Source organism: Agrobacterium sp. 22-214-1, assembly GCF_053522465.1.
This window is the reverse complement of sequence record NZ_JBNWCK010000001.1, coordinates 171,925-191,673: the sequence shown is the minus strand read 5'-3', so window position 1 is coordinate 191,673 and position 19,749 is coordinate 171,925. Positions and strand designations below refer to the sequence as shown.

General features: G+C 60.9%; 18 protein-coding genes. 11 read left to right on the top strand and 7 right to left on the bottom strand.

What is annotated here, in order from left to right; genetic code table 11:
- Positions 1-4 precede the first annotated feature (4 nt).
- On the bottom strand, positions 5-1,480 hold the full coding sequence (locus ACQZ5G_RS00995) for an NAD(P)H-hydrate dehydratase (RefSeq protein ID WP_448736710.1): 1,476 nt from the start codon (positions 1,478-1,480) through the stop codon (positions 5-7).
- A 358-nt stretch (positions 1,481-1,838) separates the two neighbouring features.
- Here ACQZ5G_RS00995 and ACQZ5G_RS00990 point away from each other — a divergent pair, with 358 nt between their 5' ends.
- From ACQZ5G_RS00990 to hspQ, 4 genes are all read left to right on the top strand, one after another.
- Positions 1,839-2,177, top strand: a complete 339-nt coding sequence (locus ACQZ5G_RS00990) for a P-II family nitrogen regulator (protein ID WP_003515720.1) — start codon at positions 1,839-1,841, stop codon at positions 2,175-2,177.
- Between the two features lie 71 nt (positions 2,178-2,248).
- Positions 2,249-3,658, top strand: coding sequence for a type I glutamate--ammonia ligase (glnA, locus tag ACQZ5G_RS00985; protein WP_003523416.1), 1,410 nt, complete (start codon positions 2,249-2,251; stop codon positions 3,656-3,658).
- A 98-nt stretch (positions 3,659-3,756) separates the two neighbouring features.
- A complete protein-coding gene (locus ACQZ5G_RS00980) occupies positions 3,757-4,677 on the top strand; it encodes a DMT family transporter (RefSeq protein ID WP_003523417.1) in 921 nt (306 codons plus the stop codon).
- Between the two features lie 88 nt (positions 4,678-4,765).
- Entirely contained in the window at positions 4,766-5,095 is a 330-nt protein-coding gene (gene hspQ, locus ACQZ5G_RS00975; RefSeq protein ID WP_003523419.1) for a heat shock protein HspQ, read from the top strand.
- 92 nt (positions 5,096-5,187) lie between these two features.
- Here hspQ and ACQZ5G_RS00970 read toward each other — a convergent pair whose 3' ends face one another.
- Positions 5,188-5,844 (bottom strand): invasion associated locus B family protein, encoded by a 657-nt coding sequence (locus ACQZ5G_RS00970; RefSeq protein WP_003523420.1) that lies wholly within the window; start codon positions 5,842-5,844, stop codon positions 5,188-5,190.
- Positions 5,845-6,151: 307 nt separating this feature from the next.
- Between ACQZ5G_RS00970 and ACQZ5G_RS00965 the strand changes: the two genes are divergently transcribed.
- The 5 genes from ACQZ5G_RS00965 (at position 6,152) to ACQZ5G_RS00945 (ending at position 11,687) form a co-directional block, all read left to right on the top strand.
- Positions 6,152-7,999, top strand: coding sequence for an extracellular solute-binding protein (locus ACQZ5G_RS00965; RefSeq protein WP_448736709.1), 1,848 nt, complete (start codon positions 6,152-6,154; stop codon positions 7,997-7,999).
- A 43-nt stretch (positions 8,000-8,042) separates the two neighbouring features.
- On the top strand, positions 8,043-8,711 hold the full coding sequence (locus ACQZ5G_RS00960; protein WP_065655161.1) for a DsbA family oxidoreductase: 669 nt from the start codon (positions 8,043-8,045) through the stop codon (positions 8,709-8,711).
- A gap of 51 nt (positions 8,712-8,762) precedes the next feature.
- A complete protein-coding gene (locus ACQZ5G_RS00955) occupies positions 8,763-9,695 on the top strand; it encodes a DMT family transporter (RefSeq protein ID WP_448736708.1) in 933 nt (310 codons plus the stop codon).
- A gap of 140 nt (positions 9,696-9,835) precedes the next feature.
- Positions 9,836-10,663, top strand: coding sequence for an oxidoreductase (locus ACQZ5G_RS00950; RefSeq protein ID WP_448736707.1), 828 nt, complete (start codon positions 9,836-9,838; stop codon positions 10,661-10,663).
- Between the two features lie 85 nt (positions 10,664-10,748).
- Complete coding sequence (locus tag ACQZ5G_RS00945; protein WP_448737064.1) at positions 10,749-11,687, top strand: AraC family transcriptional regulator ligand-binding domain-containing protein; 939 nt, start codon at positions 10,749-10,751, stop codon at positions 11,685-11,687.
- Between the two features lie 321 nt (positions 11,688-12,008).
- On the opposite strand, the gene mfd is transcribed toward ACQZ5G_RS00945, so the two are convergent.
- Positions 12,009-15,506, bottom strand: coding sequence for a transcription-repair coupling factor (gene mfd, locus ACQZ5G_RS00940; protein WP_448736706.1), 3,498 nt, complete (start codon positions 15,504-15,506; stop codon positions 12,009-12,011).
- A gap of 4 nt (positions 15,507-15,510) precedes the next feature.
- Positions 15,511-15,822: an FAD assembly factor SdhE gene (locus ACQZ5G_RS00935; protein WP_003523429.1), complete on the bottom strand. Its 312-nt coding sequence runs from the start codon at positions 15,820-15,822 to the stop codon at positions 15,511-15,513.
- A gap of 189 nt (positions 15,823-16,011) precedes the next feature.
- Between ACQZ5G_RS00935 and recG the strand changes: the two genes are divergently transcribed.
- Together recG and ACQZ5G_RS00925 are read left to right on the top strand one after the other, a co-directional pair.
- Positions 16,012-18,117 (top strand): ATP-dependent DNA helicase RecG, encoded by a 2,106-nt coding sequence (gene recG, locus ACQZ5G_RS00930; RefSeq protein ID WP_448736705.1) that lies wholly within the window; start codon positions 16,012-16,014, stop codon positions 18,115-18,117.
- Positions 18,118-18,129: 12 nt separating this feature from the next.
- Positions 18,130-18,402 carry a hypothetical protein gene (locus tag ACQZ5G_RS00925; protein WP_003523431.1) on the top strand — a complete coding sequence of 91 codons (273 nt, stop codon included), beginning with the start codon at positions 18,130-18,132 and terminating at the stop codon, positions 18,400-18,402.
- A 24-nt stretch (positions 18,403-18,426) separates the two neighbouring features.
- On the opposite strand, the gene ACQZ5G_RS00920 is transcribed toward ACQZ5G_RS00925, so the two are convergent.
- The 3 genes from ACQZ5G_RS00920 to ACQZ5G_RS00910 all read right to left on the bottom strand — a co-directional run bounded on the left by ACQZ5G_RS00920 (position 18,427) and on the right by ACQZ5G_RS00910 (position 19,745).
- Entirely contained in the window at positions 18,427-18,717 is a 291-nt protein-coding gene (locus ACQZ5G_RS00920; RefSeq protein WP_035239674.1) for a type II toxin-antitoxin system RelE/ParE family toxin, read from the bottom strand.
- Positions 18,714-18,962, bottom strand: coding sequence for a CopG family ribbon-helix-helix protein (locus ACQZ5G_RS00915; RefSeq protein WP_448737063.1), 249 nt, complete (start codon positions 18,960-18,962; stop codon positions 18,714-18,716). Before ACQZ5G_RS00915 ends, ACQZ5G_RS00920 begins: the two co-directional genes overlap by 4 nt.
- Before the next feature lie 114 nt (positions 18,963-19,076).
- The gene (locus ACQZ5G_RS00910; RefSeq protein ID WP_059760288.1) at positions 19,077-19,745 is read right to left on the bottom strand and encodes a DUF502 domain-containing protein; all 669 of its coding nucleotides are present in this window, start codon (positions 19,743-19,745) and stop codon (positions 19,077-19,079) included.
- Between the last annotated feature and the right edge of the window lie 4 nt (positions 19,746-19,749).

The following is a 19,749-nucleotide window of genomic DNA, read 5'->3' as shown; positions in this document are numbered from 1 at the left end:
CAATTCACCCAAACGGCCGAACCGCATGAGCAAGGTCCTCCGCCGTCATGCCGTCGCCTGCTCTATGGCCGGCCTCCCCATGCAGCCAAACACCGGCTGCGGCTGCTTCGAAGGCGGGAGCTCCCTGCGCCAGCAGCGCGCCGATGATGCCGGCCAGCACATCACCTGATCCAGCCGTCGCAAGGCTCGCGGGAGCATTGGTGTTGACCAGCGCCCGGCCGTCCGGCGCGGCAATCACCGTATCCGCGCCCTTGTAGACCAGAATGGCGCCGCTGCGCGCCGAGGCGACCTGCGCCTTCTCGATCTTGCTCAGCATCTTGTCGGCGGCAAGATCGGGAAACAGTCGTGCAAACTCGCCCTCATGCGGCGTCAGCACGAATTTGGCCGTGCCCGACGTGACACGCGCAAACAGGGCCTCCTTATGATCCCTGAAAGCCGTGATCGCATCGGCATCCAGCACCACAGCCCTGTCTCCAAGCAGGGACACGAATTGCCGCGCCTTTTCGAGGTCGCCGAAACCCGGGCCGAGAACGAAAGCGCCATGACGCCCATCGTCCAGCCACGACCGTAGATCGTCGGCATCGTCCACCGCTGCGTTCATCACCGCCGTCAGCGTGACGGAGAGCACATCGAGCGCTTGCCTCGGCGCGGCGATGGTGACGATGCCCGCCCCCGCCTTCAGTGCCGAAAGCGCGGTCATGCGGCTTGCGCCCGTCGCATGGGCCGGGCCGGAAAAGACGGTCAGATGCCCACGACGGAATTTATGGGTTTCCATATCGGCATGAGGCAAGGCATCCCGCCAGATCAGCGGATCATTTTCCGCCACCGATCCCGCATGGGCGTCAAGGATGCGGGACGGAATGCCGATATCGAACACCTCGAGCGTTCCACAAAGCTCCCGCCCCGGCATCAGCAGATGACCCGGCTTGCGCGCCATGAAGGTCACCGTCCGCTCGGCCCTGAACGATGCGCCGAGAGGCACGCCCCGCCTGCCGCAGAGGCCCGAGGGCAGGTCGACGGCGAGAACCGGCACCTTCGCCCGCGTGACCGCCTCAATCACTCGAATAAGCTCCTGCGGAACATCGCGGGACAATCCGGCCCCAAACACCGCATCGATCACCACGTCGCCGGCAAGAGGCGCATAGCCGACAAGCGGCAACGGCGTCACGCCGCTCCGCTCGAATGCCGTCCGCGCATCGCCGCTGAGCGCGCCGACATCGCCGAGATGATGAACCGCGACGACCACCCCGCTCTGCAAAAGCGCCCGCGCCGCCACATAACCATCGCCGCCATTGTTGCCGCAGCCGCAGAGCACGACGAAGCGCTGCGCCTGCGGATAATGACGCAGCACCGAGGCGACAACCGCCTGCCCCGCCCGCTCCATCAGGTCATAAAGAGGAATGCCGGATTGCCCGGCCGCCGCATCGATGCGGGCCATGACAACAGGGTCGATCAGGAAGAGGCGCGGAAGGGATTTCATGTCCCGATCATCCCTTCAAAACGCCGGAAAGGCAATCGATACAAAAATAAGCAAATAGCCATGTCCAAATAATAGACAAATGCATAAAATATAAACAAACGACCATTCCTCTGTTCGCATCTTTCCAAATATTCAAATCAACTAAAATAATACAAATTCACAGAAATGCTGATGGATTTTTCGGGTTTCCGCGAGAAATTGGCTGGAAAAGCGCAAAAAGCGAATGCATTTTGTGTCGGAAAGCCGGGGGATCGAAGTTTTTTCTTCAAGCCCGCTTCCGATCTGGCACAATACGTGCATTCTTGTGGCAGAGCGGGAGTTACCTGCTTTAACGGGAGAAGCGGAGAGATATTTTCTCATGAAAAAGATCGAAGCGATCATTAAGCCTTTCAAGCTCGATGAAGTGAAGGAAGCCCTTCAGGAAGTCGGACTTCAGGGAATCACGGTCACGGAAGCAAAAGGCTTTGGTCGTCAGAAGGGCCACACGGAACTCTACCGCGGAGCAGAGTACGTCGTGGACTTTTTGCCGAAAGTGAAAGTCGAAGTCGTATTGGCGGATGAGAATGCGGAAGCCGTCATCGAGGCGATCCGCAATGCGGCGCAGACAGGACGTATCGGCGACGGAAAGATTTTCGTTTCCAATGTCGAGGAAGTCATCCGCATCCGTACCGGTGAAACAGGCGTGGACGCCATATAATCAAGAACGTCCCGAGCCGGGGAGGCTTGGGTTTTCACCTCGTCATCATCACACTCAAGGAAAACGTTTAAATGACGACCGCAAACGATATCTTGAAGCAGATCAAGGATAACGACATCAAGTTCGTGGACCTGCGCTTTACCGACCCCAAGGGCAAGCTGCAGCACGTCACCATGGATGTTGTCTGTGTGGACGAAGACATGTTCGCCGATGGCGTCATGTTCGACGGCTCCTCGATCGCCGGCTGGAAGGCCATCAACGAGTCCGACATGGTGCTGATGCCCGATCCGGCCACCGCCCATATCGACCCGTTCTTCGCCCAGTCCACCCTGGTCGTCCTTTGCGACATCCTCGACCCGGTCTCTGGCGAAGCCTATAACCGCGACCCGCGTGGCACTGCCAAGAAGGCTGAAGCCTACCTCAAGGCGTCGGGTATCGGCGACACCGTTTTCGTTGGCCCGGAGCCCGAATTCTTCGTCTTCGACGACGTGAAGTACAAGGCCGATCCCTACAACACCGGCTTCAAGCTGGATTCGTCCGAACTGCCGTCCAACGACGACACGGATTACGAGACCGGCAACCTCGGCCACCGTCCGCGCGTCAAGGGCGGTTATTTCCCGGTTCCGCCGATCGACAGCCTCCAGGACATGCGCTCCGAAATGCTGACGGTTCTGGCCGAAATGGGCGTGGTCGTCGAAAAGCACCACCACGAAGTGGCTGCCGCACAGCACGAGCTGGGTGTGAAGTTCGACACGCTCGTCTCCAGCGCCGACAAGATGCAGATCTACAAGTACGTCGTGCACCAGGTCGCCAATGCCTATGGCAAGACGGCAACCTTCATGCCGAAGCCGATCTTCGGCGACAACGGCTCGGGCATGCACGTTCACCAGTCGATCTGGAAGGGCGGCAAGCCGACGTTTGCGGGCGACGAATATGCAGGCCTTTCCGAGACCTGCCTCTATTACATCGGCGGCATCATCAAGCACGCCAAGGCGATCAATGCCTTCACCAACCCCACCACCAACTCCTACAAGCGTCTGGTGCCGGGTTATGAAGCGCCGGTTCTGCTCGCTTACTCCGCGCGCAACCGCTCCGCCTCCTGCCGTATCCCCTTCGGCTCCAACCCGAAGGCAAAGCGCGTCGAAGTCCGCTTCCCGGACCCGACCCAGAACCCCTATCTCGGTTTTGCGGCGATGCTGATGGCCGGCCTCGACGGCATCAAGAACAAGATCCATCCCGGCAAGCCGATGGACAAGGACCTTTACGACCTTCCTGCCAAGGAACTGAAGAAGATCCCGACCGTCTGCGGCTCGCTGCGCGAAGCGCTGGAAAGCCTCGACAAGGATCGCAAGTTCCTCACCGCCGGCGGCGTGTTCGACGACGACCAGATCGACTCGTTCATCGAACTGAAGATGCAGGAAGTCATGCGTTTCGAAATGACCCCGCATCCGGTCGAATTCGACATGTACTACTCGGCCTGATCGGCCCTGCGAGCGCTCCACTGGGGCGCTCGATCCATCTCGGCGGTTTTCCCCGGAAAGCCGCCGTTTTCTTTTGAAGTCCAGCCGTATCGTAAAGAATGTCGAACAAGCCAGCCTCTCAGCAAACCCGCCTTACGGACTGGCTCATCTTTCTGGCTGTGCCGTTCTTTTTTTCCAGCAATGTCATTTTCGGCCGTGGCGTCGTCGGCGAAGTCTCGCCTTTCGTCGCCGCCTTCATCCGCTGGATCGGCTCGACCCTCATCATCGCCCCCTTCATGATCGCCGACTGGCGCAATTGCCTGACTTTCGTGCGGCGCAAAACGCTGCTCTGGCTCGTCCTCGGCATTCTCGGCATGGGCATCTGCGGCGGCGTGGTCTATTGGGGGCTGACCATGACGACGGCCGCCAACGGCACGCTGATCTACACCACGTCCTCGCTGTTCATCATCCTGTTCCAGCGCGTCTTTCAGGGCCGCCCGATCCGGAAGCTGGAAGTGGCGGGCATGGTCATCGCCTTTGCCGGCGTGGCGGCCATCGTGCTCAAGGGCGATATGTCCGCTCTCTGGCATCTGAATTTCAACATTGGCGATTTCGCGATCCTGACTGCGGCCATCGCCTTTGCGGTCTATTCGCTGCTGCTGCGCGATCCCGCCGCACGGCAGATGGCCTCTTTCAGCCTTTTCGGCCTGATCGCCTTTTCCGGCGCGCTCGTGCTTCTGCCGCCGGCGGCTCTGGAACTGGCGCAGGGCGGCATGTTGCCCGCCACGCCAATGGCCTGGGCCAAGATCGGCGGCATCATCCTGTTCGCCTCACTATTGGCCTTTTATTGCTTCACCCATACGGTGCGCGTCTTCGGTCCCGCCACGGCTGGCATCACGCTTTACATGATGCCGCCGGTCTCGATCCTCATGGCCACGCTGTTCCTTGGGGAGACTTTCGAGACCTATCACGCCATCGGCATCGTGCTGGTCACCGGTGGCGTCATCATCGCCACCGCGCCCATCGGCAGAAGGCGCTGAACGCGGACGGCAGACCGGCGCCAAAACCGCTAGGTCTTGATATTTCGCATTCCGATACCAACTAGTATTGGGAAAGGAAGTACATGCCATGAAACAAAGAAACGCAAAATTCACGCTTGGCGAAATCGTCCGCCACAAGGTGTTTCCGTTCCGCGGTGTGGTGATCGACGTGGACCCGGAATATGCCAATACCGAGGAATGGTGGAACGCCATCCCTGCGGAAATCAGGCCGGATCGCGACCAGCCCTTCTATCATCTTCTGGCCGAAAACGAGGAGACGGAATATGTCGCCTATGTTTCCGAACAGAACCTCGTCCACGACGAAAACGAGACGCCGCTCCGAAATCCCAATATCGGCCGCATCTTCGACAAGGCGCCGAACGGCGAATGGCGTCCGAAAATGTCGACGGCGCATTGACGCCCGCCAAATTTCTCCCCTCCCTCCCAAGGGCATAAAAAAACCGGTCTGTCGCCAGACCGGTTTTCCTACTTTTGGAGCTTACGCTGCGATCAGGGCTTCGGCGCGCCCTTGGCAGCGTCCTGTGCGGCTTCCAGCTTCTTGCGAGCCTCTTCAGCCTTCTTCTGCATGCCTTCCTGCAGGCTGCGCTGGCTTTCGGCAAGCTGCGACTGGGTGATCGCCGGGCCGTCATAGGCGCCGGTGAAGCCGGAGAGCGCGATCTTGATGGGGTTCGGAGCGCGGCGGAAGTTGATGGAGGTGAAGACCACCTCGCTACCCTTCTTCAGGGAAGCGATCATCGCGTCCGTCAGCGGAACTTCGGCCGTGCACTTGTCGGGAAGGCAAACGGCGTAATCGAGCTTCTGGCCCTTGCCGCCGTCGATCTGCATCATCACGCCCGGAGGAACGAGACGCGCGGTCGGAACGGAGACCTGCAGCAGCTTGCGGTTGACCTTGCCTTCAACGGTGATGAGGCCGACGGCGGTGATCATCTGGCCGTTCTGGGCAAGAACCACGTTCTGCACGACGCAGACATCGTTGTCTTCCTGCTTGGAGCAGGTCTTGAACCAGCCGAGCGGCGGAGCGCCAGCGCCCTGAGCGGCGGGAGCAGCATCCTGCGCCTGCGAGATGGCCGGAGCGGACATTGCGCCGAGAGAAAGGACCAGAGCGGACAAAGCCGTCCGGGTGAATGTGTTTGCCTTGTGCATCATAAGAGTTCCGTCTCCTGAATGTCTGCCAGAACAGAACCGCGAGGTCCTGTTCGCCGATGGCGGTATCCTTCTGCCCGTTCAACTGTCGTTTAAATGAGGCAAATGCGTGACCCGTCTCTTCCGGTCCCCCTGTTACATGCCGATCGCGGCGATATCCAGCACTTCTTTAACTTTTTCTTGAGCTGACCCAAGATTTCCCGCCGTTGCATGGGTCATGCAATGTCCGTGTGCTACATATCTGCCAGAATCATGACGATAAACCGGTCAGGTCCACATATCGGACTGACCGTTGAGACAGGATAGTGACATGCGCAACCTTGCGGCCCTCATCCCCGCATTGTTCCTTCTGGGATCATCCCTGCTTCCCGCCGGAACCGCCCTGGCACAGCCGCTTCACGGCATTTCCATGCATGGCACGCCCGCCCTGCCGGCAGATTTCCGCCACCTCCCTTACGTCAATCCGGACGTAAAGAAAGGCGGCCGCATCTCCTATGGCGTCGTCGGCACCTTCGACAGCCTCAATCCCTTCGTTCTCAAGGGAATGCGTACCACCGCACGCGGCGTCTGGGACCCGGAATTCGGCAATCTTCTTTACGAACCGCTGATGCTGCGCTCCAGCGACGAGCCTTTCAGCCTTTACGGCCTGCTGGCCGAAACCGCGGAGTGGGATGAGGAGCGCAGCTTCGTCCAGTTCAACCTCAACCCGAAGGCAAAATGGTCCGACGGCGAGCCCGTGACCGCAGATGACGTGATCTTCACCTTCAATCTCCTGAAGGAAAAAGGCCGCCCGCCCTTCAACACCCGGCTCGACGGCGTGGCGAAGCTGGAAAAGATCGGCGATCGCAGCGTGCGTTTCACCTTCAATGACAAGGCGAACCGCGAAACGCCGCTCATTCTCGCCTCCTCCACCCCGATCCTGCCGAAACATGCGATCGATCCGGAAAAATTCGAGCAGGCGGGCCTCGGTCCGGTCGTCGGTTCGGGTCCATACCGAATCAAAACCCTGCGGCCGGGCGAACGAATCATCTGGGAGCGGAACCCGGATTATTGGGGCAAGGATATTCCCGGCAAAGTCGGCTTCGACAATTACGACGAGATCAGCGTCACCTATTTCCTGCAGGTCACCACCATGTTCGAGGCCTTCAAGAAGGGCGATATCGACATTTATCCTGAAGGCGACGCCATCAACGGCACTTCCGATACCTCCCACTGGGGACAGGCTTACAATTTCCCGGCCGTCCATCGCGGCGATATCGTCAAGGACGTCTTCCAGCCGCGCCTGCCCACCGGCATGTTCGGCCTCGTTTTCAACACCCGCCGCACCGTCTTCGCCGACGAAAAGGTGCGTGAGGGCCTGTCCTATGCGCTCGATTTCGAATGGATGAACAAGAACATCCTCGGCGGCTCCTTCAAGCGCACGCAGAGTTACTGGCAGAACTCCCCGCTCGGCGCCTATGGCAATGCCGCCGACGAGCGCGAGCTTGCCCTGCTTGGCGACGCGGCGAAAACCATGCCGCCGGAACTGCTGGCGGGAACCTATGCCATGCCGACCACCGATAGCACCGGCGCGGACCGCAAAGTTCTGAAAATGGCCGTCGACAAGCTGAAAGAGGCTGGCTACAGCATCAAGAACGGCAGGATGTCCGACGCCAACGGCCGTCAGCTTGCCTTCGAAATCATGACGCAGAACCCGGCGCAGGAGCGCATCGCGCTTGCCTATCAGCGCTCGCTCAACCTGATCGGCGTCGCCATGGGCATCCGCTCGGTCGATGACGGGCAATATCAGGCCCGCTCGAACAGCTTCGACTATGACATGATCATCCGCTCCCTGCCCTCTTCGCTCTCACCGGGCATGGAACAGCTCAACCGCTGGAGTTCGCTCTCGCGGGATGCGCAGGGCAGCTTCAACTATGCCGGTGCCGCAAATCCCGATATAGACCGCATGATCGAGGCCCTGCTGCAGGCAAGGTCGACGGAGGATTTTCAGGCGGCGGTGCGCGGTTACGACCGCCTTCTCGTTGCCGGCCACTATGTCATTCCGCTCTATTATATCGGCGCGCAGTGGGTGGCCCGCTGGAAATATATCGACCGCCCGGATATGACGCCGATATCCGGCAATCAGAAACAGACCTGGTGGGATGCGCGGGCGCAATAAACCGCACCACCCATCCCCGGCAGAGAAAAGGGAAGATAAAACCATGGAACGCATCGTTGTCGACGTCGTATCGGATATGGTCTGCCCGTGGTGTTATCTCGGCAAGGCAAGGCTCGATCTCGCCATTGCCGAGGTGCAGGACGAAATCAGCGTCGACGTGAACTGGCGTCCTTACCGCCTCAACCCGGATTATCCGCCTGAAGGCGTCGACCAGAAAGCCGCTCTCGAGGAAAAGCTCGGCAAGGAACGCCTGGAACAGGCGCATGCCACGCTGGTACAGCTCGGCAGGGAAGTCGGCATCAATTACGATTTCGATGCGATCAAGATCGGCCCGAACACGCTCGACGCCCATCGGCTGTCGCTCTGGGCGCATTCCGAAGGCCGCGACGTTCAGGAAAAGGTCGTCACCGCCCTGTTCAAGGCCAATTTCGAGGAAGGGCGCAACATCGGCGATCACGCGGTGCTGACCGATGTGGCCGAAAAATCCGGCATGGACGCCAAGGTCGTAGCCCGGCTTCTGGCCTCGGACGCCGACAAGGACACCGTCATCGCCGAAATTGATGCGGCGCAGCAAATGGGCGTCGCCGGCGTGCCCTTCTTCATCATCGACCAGAAATACGCCATAAGCGGTGCACAAACGCCGGATGTATTGATTGCTGCACTGCGGGATATTGCAAAAATCAAGGCGGACGAGCATAGATCGATGAACTGACGGTCAAACCACCGGCGGTTTTCATCAACTCGATTTTTCGCCGGTGTTTCCGTGTCCGACCAGACCCTGAAAGGCATTCTGCTCGCCTTTGCCGCCTTCGCTGCCTACGCTTGGAGCGATGCAAGCGTTAAACTCATAGAAGGCCAGATCTCGCCGATCGAATCGGCCTTCTTCGGCGCCCTTTTCGGCTTTGCCGCCCTGCCCTTCATCCGTAAGCGCAACGACCGCTGGGTGGATATCGTCAGAACCACGAACCGCCCTTTGTGGATCATCCGCTTTTTTGCAGCCGGGACCGGCGCAGTGGGCAGCGTGACCGCCTTCACCCATCTTTCCATGGCGGAAGCCTTCGCGCTGATCTTCCTGCTCCCTTCCTTCGTCACCATCATGTCGGTGGTGTTCCTGAAGGAACAGGTGGGCATCAAGCGCTGGTCGGCCGTCATCATCGGTTTCCTCGGCGTGCTGGTCATCCTGCGTCCGGGCTTCCGCGAACTCGGCGTCGGCCATCTCGGCGCCATCATCGGCGGCTTCAGCGGCGCGCTCAGCATCGTCATCTTCCGCGCCATGGGCCCGTCGGAAAAGAACGTCTCGCTTTATGGTGCCGGTGTGCTCGGCTGTCTCACTATCAGCGGCATCGCCATGGTGCCGACTTTTGTCATGCCAGCCGGCGAGCAATGGCTGCTGCTGGCGGGATACGGCCTGCTCGGCGCGCTTGGCAACGTGCTGGTCATGTATGCCGCCCAATATGCGCCCGCCGCCATGATCGGACCGACGCAATATAGCCAGATGCTCTGGGCCATCCTGTTCGGTTACCTGATTTTCGGCGACCGTATCGACGGTTGGATGCTGGTCGGCATCGCTCTCATCGTCGGCTCCGGCCTGTTGACGCTGATCCGCGAGAAACAGAGAAAGGTGCCGCTGCCCGCTTCGATCGCCGCCACTGACCAGAACGTGGCCGTTGGCATCACGCCGGAAAACCTCTCATGAGGTTGCCCCTCATAAGGTTGCCCCTCAAAGGTTGAAAGACGAGACCTGGCGGCTTGCACCATAAATATGGCGTGTTCCGCCACTGCGATGGCACGATGCGCGACTTATGTTGGCCCTATTCAAGAGCAAGAGGTGCCGACATGAACATACGAACCCAACCGACCGCCCTCGTTACCGGCGCGTCATCCGGCATGGGCAAAAGCATCGCCAAACGCCTGATCGCCGATGGCTATCTCGTCTATGTCGCCGCGCGCAGCATAGACAGGATGGCGGACCTGGAAAAGCTCGGCGCGGTTGCGCTGCGCATGGACATCTCCAGCGACGAAGACATCGTCGCCGCTGTCGCCGCGATTACCGCACGATCCGGTGGCGTCGATGTGCTGGTGAACAATGCCGGCTACGGGCTCTACGGCCCGGTCGAGGAAATTCCGCTCAACGAGGCGCGCTACCAGTTCGAGGTCAACGTCTTCGGCACCGCGCGCCTGACCCAGCTCCTGATGCCGGCCATGCGTGCAAGGGGCAAAGGCACCATCGTCAACATCACCTCGATGGGCGGCAAAATCTACACCGTTCTGGGTGCCTGGTATCACGCGACCAAACACGCGCTGGAAGGCTGGTCGGACAGTCTGCGGCTGGAAGCCGAGCCATTCGGCATTCGCGTCGTGGTGGTCGAGCCGGGCCTGATCGAGACCGGTTTCGGCGCGGCCGCAGCGCAGGGTCTCCTCGAACGCTCGGCAAACGGCCCTTATGCGAAGATGGCGCAGAGCGTTGCGGCTTCCATGGACCGAAGCTACGGTAAGGGTATGGGCACCGATCCCGAGGTCATTGCCGATGTGGTGAGCAAGGCGGTCAGGTCCGCCCGCCCGAAGACACGTTATGCGGCCGGCAAATACGCCCGGCTGATGATCGGCGTGCGCAAATGGCTCGGCGACCGGGCCTTCGACAGGCTGATCAGAAGCCAGATGTAGAAAGAAGGCCGGAGGTCGGATCATGAGCAGGGATTTGAGCGACAGGTGCAGGCTGCCCCAGGCTTTCTGGCGGGCGGCGGAGCGTATGGGGCTGCCCGCTCCGGCCCTGCTGCGGCAGGCGAAGCTTCCCGCAACGCTGCACATCGCCCCGGACGCATGGTTGACCACGGCGCAATATTTCGACCTGTGGCGGGCGGTCGAGGACCTGTCGCAGGATCCGGCCATCGGCGTCCGGATGACGGTCGAGACAGACACGGCGATGCATCCACCCGCCACCATGTCAGCCTTCTTCGCCCGCGACTATCGCGACGGGCTGCACCGGCTGGCCCGCTTCAAGCGACTGTGCACCCCGGAAGAGCTTTCGGTAACGGAAAGCGGCGGCGAGGCCCGGATCGCCGTAAGATGGTTGCACACTGACGAGGCCGAGCCGGACGCTGCGGCGGACGTCACTTTCGCCGCCCTTCTGGAACTGGGGCGGCGGGGCACCGGCAGACATGTCACCCCGGTTCGGGTGGAGATGATTCGCCGTGAACCTGCTTCCGACGTCCATCGGAGTTATTTCAACGCACCCATCCGCACCGGCTGTCCGCAGAATGCCATGGTGCTGAAACGCGACGATCTCGATCTTCCATTCGCCGGGCATAATCCCGAACTGCTGGCTATACTGGAGCCCGCGCTTGCGACCTCCCTTGGGGAGATCGAGGCGCAATCCTCGCTGCCGGAGCAGGTCAAGATTCTGATCAAACGCCGCATCGCAAGCGGCAAGCCGGAGATTTCCGAGGTGGCGCGCGAACTCGGCATGAGCGAAAGAACCCTGCAGCGTCGTATCACCGAACAGGGATCGAACTATCGAGCGCTCATTGAGCAGGCACGGCAGGAACTCGGCCGCGACCTGCTTTCAGACAAACGCAATGGAATTGAAGAGATTGCCTTCCTGCTGGGTTTCCAGGACACAGGCTCGTTCTATCGGGCGTTTCGAACCTGGGAAGGCGTGACGCCAGCCCAGTGGCGAGGGATGCACTGACATTGAACAGAGCGCCGCGAGCGACCGGCCAAAGGCCGGAAGCTGCGTTTCGCTTTCCGCGTCGGTGTTGGCGTTGGGGAGGTTGTCCATTAACAGCGGACCGAGGCGCGTGGGGCTTACCCCCCTCTGCCCTGCCGGGCATCTCCCCCTCAAGGGGGAGATCGGCAAGAGGCCCTTTTGTCGCTTCATTTTCAAGCTTCCAGATGGGCGAGACCTTGCCACAGATCGATCTCCCCCCTTGAGGGGGAGATGTCCGGCAGGACAGAGGGGGGTAAGCCCCACGCGCCTCGGTCTGCTTTGGGTCGACGACCTCCCGAAGCGTTAGGAACGCGCCAGCTCCGCCAGCTGTGTCATGACCATCCCCGCACCCGCCAGCCGCTTTTCCGGCGTCGGCAGGTCGCGGGTCAGGAACAGGCTGTGATCGGGGCGGATCTTCGCCATCGTGCCCTGCTTGCCGATATAGGCGACCAACGCTGCCGGATTGGGGAATTCCTTGTTGCGGAACTGCACGACCACGCCCTTCGGCCCGGCATCCACCTTCTCGACATTGGCGGTGCGGCAGAGCGACTTGATGTAGACGATCTTGAGGAGGTGCTGCACCTCTTTCGGCAACGGGCCGAAACGGTCGATCATTTCCGCACCGAAACCATCGATCTCGCTTATATCCGCAAGCTCGCCGAGACGGCGGTAAAGACCCATGCGCAGATGCAGATCCGGAACATAATCCTCCGGGATCATGACAGAGGTGCCGACCGAGATTTGCGGCGACCAGCCGCTATCCTGCACCTGCTCGTCACCCTTCACTTCGGCAACCGCCTCTTCCAGCATCTGCTGGTACAGCTCGAAACCGACTTCCTTGATATGGCCGGACTGTTCCTCGCCGAGCAGATTGCCCGCACCGCGAATATCGAGGTCGTGGCTCGCCAGCTGGAAGCCGGCGCCCAGCGTATCGAGCGATTGCAGCACCTTCAGCCGCCGCTCCGCCATGGTCGTCAGCACCTTGTTGACCGGCAGGGTGAAGAGAGCGAAGGCGCGCACCTTGGAACGTCCGACACGGCCGCGCAGCTGGTAAAGCTGGGCAAGGCCGAACATATCGGCGCGGTGCACGATCAGCGTATTGGCGGTCGGCACATCGAGGCCGGATTCAACGATGGTGGTCGACAGCAGCACATCATATTTGCCGTCATAAAAGGCGTTCATGATGTCTTCCAGTTCGCCGGCCGGCATCTGCCCATGCGCCACCGCCACCTTCAGTTCCGGCACATCCGATTGCAGGAACGCGTGAATGTCGGCAAGATCGGCAAGACGGGGGCAGACGTAAAAACTCTGGCCACCGCGATAATGTTCGCGCATCAGCGTTTCGCGGATCACCAGCGGATCGAAGGGCGAAATGAAGGTGCGAACCGCCATGCGGTCCACCGGCGGCGTGGTGATGAGCGACAATTCGCGAACACCGGTCATGGCAAGCTGCAAGGTGCGCGGAATAGGCGTCGCGGAGAGCGTCAGCACATGCACGTCACTCTTCAGCTCCTTCAGCCGTTCCTTGTGCTTGACGCCGAAATGCTGCTCTTCGTCGATGATCAGCAGACCGAGATTGGCGAAGCTGATGCCCGCGCCGAGCAGCGCATGGGTGCCGACGACGATATCCGTCTTGCCATCAGCCACTTCCTTTTTCGTCAGCGTCAGTTCCTTGGAGCCGACAAGGCGCGAAGCCTGCTGCACCCGGATCGGCAACCCACGGAAACGTTCCGAGAAGGTGCGGAAATGCTGGCGGGAAAGCAGCGTGGTCGGCACCACCACCGCCACCTGCACGCCATTCATGGCGGCGAGGAACGCGGCGCGAAGCGCCACTTCGGTCTTGCCGAAACCGACATCGCCGCAGATCAGGCGATCCATCGGCCGGCCGGCCCCCAGATCCTCGCGGATGGACTCAATCGCGTTCAACTGGTCTTCCGTCTCGTCATAGGGGAAACGGGCGGCGAATTCGTCGTAAAGCCCATCCGGCGCCGTCAGCACCGGCGCATGGCGCACCAGGCGCGCCGCCGCAATGCGGATAAGCTCGTCTGCCATGTCCAGCAGGCGTTTCTTGAGCTTGGCCTTGCGCATCTGCCATGCGCCGCCGCCAAGCTTGTCCAGCTGCGCTTCCGCCGCATCCGAAGCGTAACGCGACAGAAGATCGATGTTTTCAACCGGCAGGAACAGCTTGGCGTCATCGGCATAATGCAGTTCCAGACAGGCCCGCGGCGCCCCCGCCGCCTCGATTGTCCGCAGGCCGACGAAGCGGCCGATGCCATGTTCGGCATGGACGACCAGTGAGCCCTCATCCAGCCCCGCCACTTCCGAGATGAAATCCGCGCCGCGCTTGCGGCGCTTGGAGCGGCGCACCATGCGGTCGCCGAGAATATCCTGCTCGCCGATAACGGCCAGCGTTCCGGTTTCGAAACCCGCCTCAAGGCTCAGAACCGCCGAGGCCGCCTCGCCCTTGCCAAGCTTCTCCACCTCTTTCAGCGAGGTAACCGGCTTGATCTTCTCAAGCCCGTGCTCGTTCAGCACCTGCAACAGCCGGTCGAGCGAACCTTCCGACCAGCCGGTGATCAGCACCTTCCAGCCCTTGGCGCGGCGCTCGGCAATGTGCTTCACCGCCAGATCGAAAACATTGACCCGTTCTTCGCTCTCACCCTCGGTTGGCGGGCGCGCCCAGCGCGGCCCGACATGGGCGTCAAGCGTGGCAACCGGGCGGCCTTCGCTGTCCTGCTCGTTGAAAGGCGTCAGACGCACCGCATTGACGGCAGCGAGCGCGGCATCGAAGCTCTTTCCATCGAGATAGAGCTGGCCGGGCGAAACCGGCTTGTAGGGCGCACCCTGCGTCGAGCCCTTGGTTTCGCCGGAACTGCGGCGCGCATCGTAATAATCGAGCACGAGCTTGGAGCGCTCTTTCGCCGCCTCCCGCGCCGTGTGATCGGTGACGATGCGGAAGCCCTTCAGATAATCGAAAGCGGTCTCCAGCTGCTCGTAAAACAATGGCAGCCAATGCTCCATGCCGGCATAACGGCGGCCTTCGGAGACGGCCTGATAAAGCGCATCGTCTCGCGTCGCCGCGCCGAATAGCGACAGGTAATTCTTGCGGAAACGGCTGATCGTATCCGGCGTCAGCGTCACTTCGCTCATCGGGTTCAAATCGAGCGAGCGCGCCTGTCCGATGGTGCGCTGGCTGGCCGGATCGAAGGTGCGGATGCTTTCCAGCGTATCGCCGAAGAAATCGAGCCGCACCGGCTCTTCCGTGCCCGGCACGAAGACATCGAGAATACCGCCGCGCACGGCGAATTCACCCACTTCGCGCACCGTCGCCACCCGGTCGAAACCGTTGCGTTCCAGCCGCGCGGCAATCTCCTCCATGCGGATCTGGTTGCCGGGCTTCGCCGAAAAGCCGAGGCTTTCGATAATGTCGCGCGGCGCCATCTTCTGCAGCATGGCGTTGACGGTGACCAGCACGATGGCCGGATGCGGTTTCTTCGCGTGAGAGATGAGACCGGAGAGCGCCGCCAGCCGGCGCGCCGAGGTATCGGCGCTCGGTGACACGCGGTCATAGGGCAGGCAGTCCCAGGCCGGAAGCGTCATCACCGGAATGTCAGGTGCGACGAAACCGAGGATCTGTTCGAGATCGGCGACCCGCTGGCCATCCGACATCACATAGGCGACCGACGTGCCGGCCCGCGCCATATCGGCAAGCAAAAGGGCTTCCATGCCGGAAGGCACGTTTCCGATGGTCAGCGGCGTATCGGCCGACGACACCAGCTTTGCATCGAATCCGGCTATCATATTCTCACGCTTTCAGGGTGTCAGTGGTGACGAGATCGAAATCGGGACGGTAGGAGGCGATCTTCTCGAACAGCGGGGTCTGGAATTTTTTCGGTATGGCAAGGGCGCCGGTCACCATCTTGACGAGGTCGTTATCCTCTTCCGCCATGATGATCTCAAGCTCATCGAGCTGCTCATCGGAAAGCCCGGCAATATTGTCTTCCGCGAATTGCCCGAGCACCAGATCCATCTCGCGAATGCCCCGATGCCAGCAGCGGTAAAGAATCCGCCGGCGTCTCGGATCAAGGTCGGCACTCGTGCGCACCAGTCCAGTCATCGCATTCACCTTTCGGTTGGCTATTCAACAGAATGTTGACTGCGACCTCCTATAGAACAGGAGGCGAACGCTTGGGAACCGGTTTTTATCGAAATAATGCCACGGCGGTGAAAATCTGCCGGTGATAACCCGCCTTTGTGGCGAGCGAAGTCTTGCATAAGCCGCCCCCTTCCCCGATTTTGCTGACCCATGCGCCCGGCCATTCTTGATCCGCTGTTTGCCTCCGTCTCCACCCTTGCCGGTGTGGGGCCGAAACTTGCCGATCTTCTGGCTAAGCTCCTCAGTCGGGAAAGTGCCGACGACACCCGCGTCATCGATCTCCTCTTCCACGCGCCATCCAACGTCATCGACCGCCGCAACCGCCCCGGCATTGCGCTGGCAGCACCCGGCGCCATTGTCACCATTCAGGGACGTGTCGACCGCCACCAGCCGCCACCGCCGGGAAACCGTAATGCGCCCTATCGCGTCTTCCTGCATGACGAGACCGGCGAACTGGCGCTGACCTTCTTCCGCGCCAAGGGCGACTGGCTGTCCAAGGCCCTGCCCGTCGATGAAGAGGTTCTCGTCAGCGGCAAGGTGGACTGGTTCAACGGCCGTGCCTCCATGGTGCATCCGGATTTCATGGTGAAGCTTTCCGAGGCGGAAAACCTGCCTTTGGTGGAAGCGGTCTATCCCATGACCGCCGGTCTATCGCCCAAGGTGCTGCGCCGCGCCATTGAAGGCGGGCTGTCGAAACTGCCGGTCTTTCCGGAATGGATCGATGAAACGCTGAAGACCCGGCAGGGCTTCGGCGATGTCGCCTCAAGCTTCCGCGAGCTGCATGACCCGCGTGACAGCGCCGATATCGAACCGCAGGCCCCGTCGCGCAGGCGGCTTGCCTATGACGAATTCCTCGCCGGGCAGCTGTCACTGGCGCTGGTGCGCCAGCGGCTGCGCAAGGTGGCGGGCCAGCCGATCCGCGCCAAGGGTGATGTCGCCGCAAAAATCCTGTCGCAACTGCCCTTCTCGCTGACGGCGAGCCAGAGCGCTGCGGTGAAAGATATCCTGACCGACATGGCCGGCGAAGACCGCATGTTACGCCTGCTGCAGGGCGATGTCGGCGCCGGCAAGACGCTGGTGGCGCTGATGGCGATGGCAACGGCCGTGGAAGCCGGCGGACAGGCGGTGCTGATGGCGCCGACCGAAATCCTTGCCCGGCAGCATTACGCCACCATCTCCAAACTCGCTCAGGCAGCAGGCATCACCGTCGAAGTGCTGACCGGCCGCACCAAGGGCAAGGAGCGCCGCGAGATCGAGGAGCGCGTCGCTTCCGGCGAAGCGCAGATCGTCATCGGCACCCATGCGCTGTTTCAGGACAGCGTGAGTTACAGGAACCTTGTGCTGGCAGTGGTGGACGAGCAGCATCGCTTCGGTGTGCACCAGCGCCTGCGCCTCACCGCCAAGGGCATCACGCCGCATATGCTGGTCATGACCGCCACGCCTATTCCGCGCACGCTGGTTCTGGCCGCTTTCGGCGATATGGATGTCTCCAAGCTCACCGAAAAACCGGCCGGCCGCAAGCCCATCCAGACCGTGACGATCCCCACTGAGCGAATCGGCGACATCGTGGAACGACTGCGCGCGGCGCTGAAGGAAGGCAAGAAAGCCTACTGGATCTGCCCGCTGGTGGAGGAAACGGAAGAATCCGACCTGATGTCGGCGGAGGAGCGGCATGCGGTTCTCTCGCAGATGCTCGGCGCCAATATCGGCCTGATCCATGGACGCATGAGCGGCCCGGAGAAGGACGCCGCCATGCTCGCCTTCAAGAACGGCGAAACCCGGCTGCTGGTGGCGACGACCGTGGTGGAAGTCGGCGTCGACGTGCCGGATGCGACAATCATGGTCATCGAACACGCCGAGCGTTTCGGCCTCGCCCAGCTGCACCAGCTGCGCGGCCGTGTGGGGCGCGGCGACGAGGCCTCCACCTGCATCCTGCTCTATAAGGGCCCGCTCAGCGAAAACGGCCGCGCCCGGCTCTCCATCCTGCGTGACAGCGAGGATGGCTTCCTGATCGCCGAGGAGGATTTGAAGCTGCGCGGTGAAGGCGAGCTGCTCGGCACCCGCCAGTCCGGCACGCCGGGCTTCCGCATCGCCAGCCTCGAGGCCCATGCCGACCTTCTGGAAATCGCCCGCAAGGACGCAGCTTACGTGATCGAACGCGATCCCGAACTCACAGGCCCGCGCGGCAATGCGCTGCGCACCCTGCTCTACCTGCACCGCCGCGACGAAGCGATCCGCTTCCTGCACGCCGGCTGAAAGTGAACGCCCATGAACATGATCGACCCCCGCCGCCCGCCACCCGCCTTCCGCAAGGGCTACGCGCTCTGTTCGCCGCAGAATATCCTGCAGCCCGAGACATTTGCGAAGAGCGAGAAAAAGGCGATCGGCAAGGCGTTCAAGAAGCCCGGCCGCAAGAAGGCCTGGAGCCAGGCGCTGGAAGAAGGCTGGAGCGTGCGGCTGGTCTATATGCGGCTTTTCGTTCCCGTATTCCACGCGACCAATACAGGGACGGAAGTGGATGATCTGGATGACGAGGATTGACCATGAAATCCGGAGACTGTTGGGTTAAAGTGCTGAAGGCCAACGCTGCGATGTGTGGATGATCGTCAGAATTTCGATATCCCCGCCCACGCGATAGGCAATGATATAGGAAATGTCGGGGAGCACGGCTTCCCGTGTTCCCCTGATACGCCCGACCCGTCCCATTGCCGGCTGCTCCATCAACATATCAACCGCAGAAACAATGCGGGAAATCACCCGGGCCGCAGCCGCTGGGTTATCCCTTTCGATATGCGCACCAATTTCATCGAGCCGTCGCAGTGCCCGTAAGGTCCAACGAATTCGCCGGTCACTCATGACGGCCGGGCGGATTTTACATATTTCCCAACAATGTTTGCGAGATCCTCAGGTGTCCCGAACTCGCCGCGATCGGCTTCCGCCAAACCGGCCTCGATCTCAGCAAGCTGCCACTCCTCGCGGGCGACAAAGTCCTCAATCGCCCGCGCCGCCATGTAGGATCGCGACCGATCAAGTTTTTCCGCCAATTGGTCGAGTTTGTCGGCAACCTCATCAGGCAGACGCACAGTGAATGCAGTCATGATCGCAACCCTTCTTGGTTCACTGTGATTATTGGTGAACCACATTGGTTCGTCAACCGTATGGCTTTACATCCTCCGTGAGAATGGAGGAAGGAATCTAGCGCCTTGCGAAAGCGTTCAAACCGGCGCAATCATCTTCGGCGGCTTGAAATCCGGGGCCACCAGACCGCCGGATATCAGCAGTTTCGCTGCATCCTCCGGCGTCATGTCCAGCATGACGATCTTGTCTTTCGGCACGAACAGCAGGAAACCGGCCGTCGGCACCGGTGTCGGCGGCAGGAAGACGGCGACCATCTGCTGGCCCATTTCATTGAAACGATGGGCAAGCTCGCCCTTGGCCTCGGAGGCGACGAACACCATCGCCCAGGTGCCGGATGACGGAAACTCGATCAGGCCGACCTTCTTGAAGGAGTTCGAATGCTCCTTCAGGACGGATTCGAACAGCTGCTTGATGCTCTTGTAGATCGGCCGCACCAGCGGCATGCGGTTGAGGATGGATTCGCCAACGCCGAAAATCCATTTGCCGATGAGGTTATTGCCGAGAAAGCCGATGAGGGTGATGCCGATGACGGCGATCAGCAGGCCGAAACCGGGAATAGCCACATCGAAATATTGCTCGGGATCGTAACGGGCCGGAATATAGGGCTTCACCCAGCTATCGGCCCATTGCAGGAAGCTCCATACCAGCCACATGGTGATGGTGACGGGCGCAAGGATCAGAACGCCCGTGAGGAAACTATTGCGCAGGCGGGCTGCGAATGAAATTTTGACTGGAATATCGGTCATTTAC

Excerpts from the sequence above, each read along its gene's own strand:
- ACQZ5G_RS00910 (WP_059760288.1), bottom strand. The coding sequence starts at position 19,745 with ATGACCGATATTCCAGTCAAAATTTCATTCGCAGCCCGCCTGCGCAAT.
- ACQZ5G_RS00945 (WP_448737064.1), top strand. The coding sequence starts at position 10,749 with ATGGGGCTGCCCGCTCCGGCCCTGCTGCGGCAGGCGAAGCTTCCCGCA.
- ACQZ5G_RS00925 (WP_003523431.1), top strand. The coding sequence starts at position 18,130 with ATGAACATGATCGACCCCCGCCGCCCGCCACCCGCCTTCCGCAAGGGC.
- recG (WP_448736705.1), top strand. The coding sequence starts at position 16,012 with ATGCGCCCGGCCATTCTTGATCCGCTGTTTGCCTCCGTCTCCACCCTT.
- ACQZ5G_RS00970 (WP_003523420.1), bottom strand. The coding sequence starts at position 5,844 with ATGATGCACAAGGCAAACACATTCACCCGGACGGCTTTGTCCGCTCTG.
- ACQZ5G_RS00995 (WP_448736710.1), bottom strand. The coding sequence starts at position 1,480 with ATGAAATCCCTTCCGCGCCTCTTCCTGATCGACCCTGTTGTCATGGCC.
- glnA (WP_003523416.1), top strand. The coding sequence starts at position 2,249 with ATGACGACCGCAAACGATATCTTGAAGCAGATCAAGGATAACGACATC.
- ACQZ5G_RS00950 (WP_448736707.1), top strand. The coding sequence starts at position 9,836 with ATGAACATACGAACCCAACCGACCGCCCTCGTTACCGGCGCGTCATCC.
- hspQ (WP_003523419.1), top strand. The coding sequence starts at position 4,766 with ATGAAACAAAGAAACGCAAAATTCACGCTTGGCGAAATCGTCCGCCAC.
- ACQZ5G_RS00980 (WP_003523417.1), top strand. The coding sequence starts at position 3,757 with ATGTCGAACAAGCCAGCCTCTCAGCAAACCCGCCTTACGGACTGGCTC.
- mfd (WP_448736706.1), bottom strand. The coding sequence starts at position 15,506 with ATGATAGCCGGATTCGATGCAAAGCTGGTGTCGTCGGCCGATACGCCG.
- ACQZ5G_RS00965 (WP_448736709.1), top strand. The coding sequence starts at position 6,152 with ATGCGCAACCTTGCGGCCCTCATCCCCGCATTGTTCCTTCTGGGATCA.
- ACQZ5G_RS00920 (WP_035239674.1), bottom strand. The coding sequence starts at position 18,717 with ATGAGTGACCGGCGAATTCGTTGGACCTTACGGGCACTGCGACGGCTC.
- ACQZ5G_RS00960 (WP_065655161.1), top strand. The coding sequence starts at position 8,043 with ATGGAACGCATCGTTGTCGACGTCGTATCGGATATGGTCTGCCCGTGG.
- ACQZ5G_RS00990 (WP_003515720.1), top strand. The coding sequence starts at position 1,839 with ATGAAAAAGATCGAAGCGATCATTAAGCCTTTCAAGCTCGATGAAGTG.
- ACQZ5G_RS00935 (WP_003523429.1), bottom strand. The coding sequence starts at position 15,822 with ATGACTGGACTGGTGCGCACGAGTGCCGACCTTGATCCGAGACGCCGG.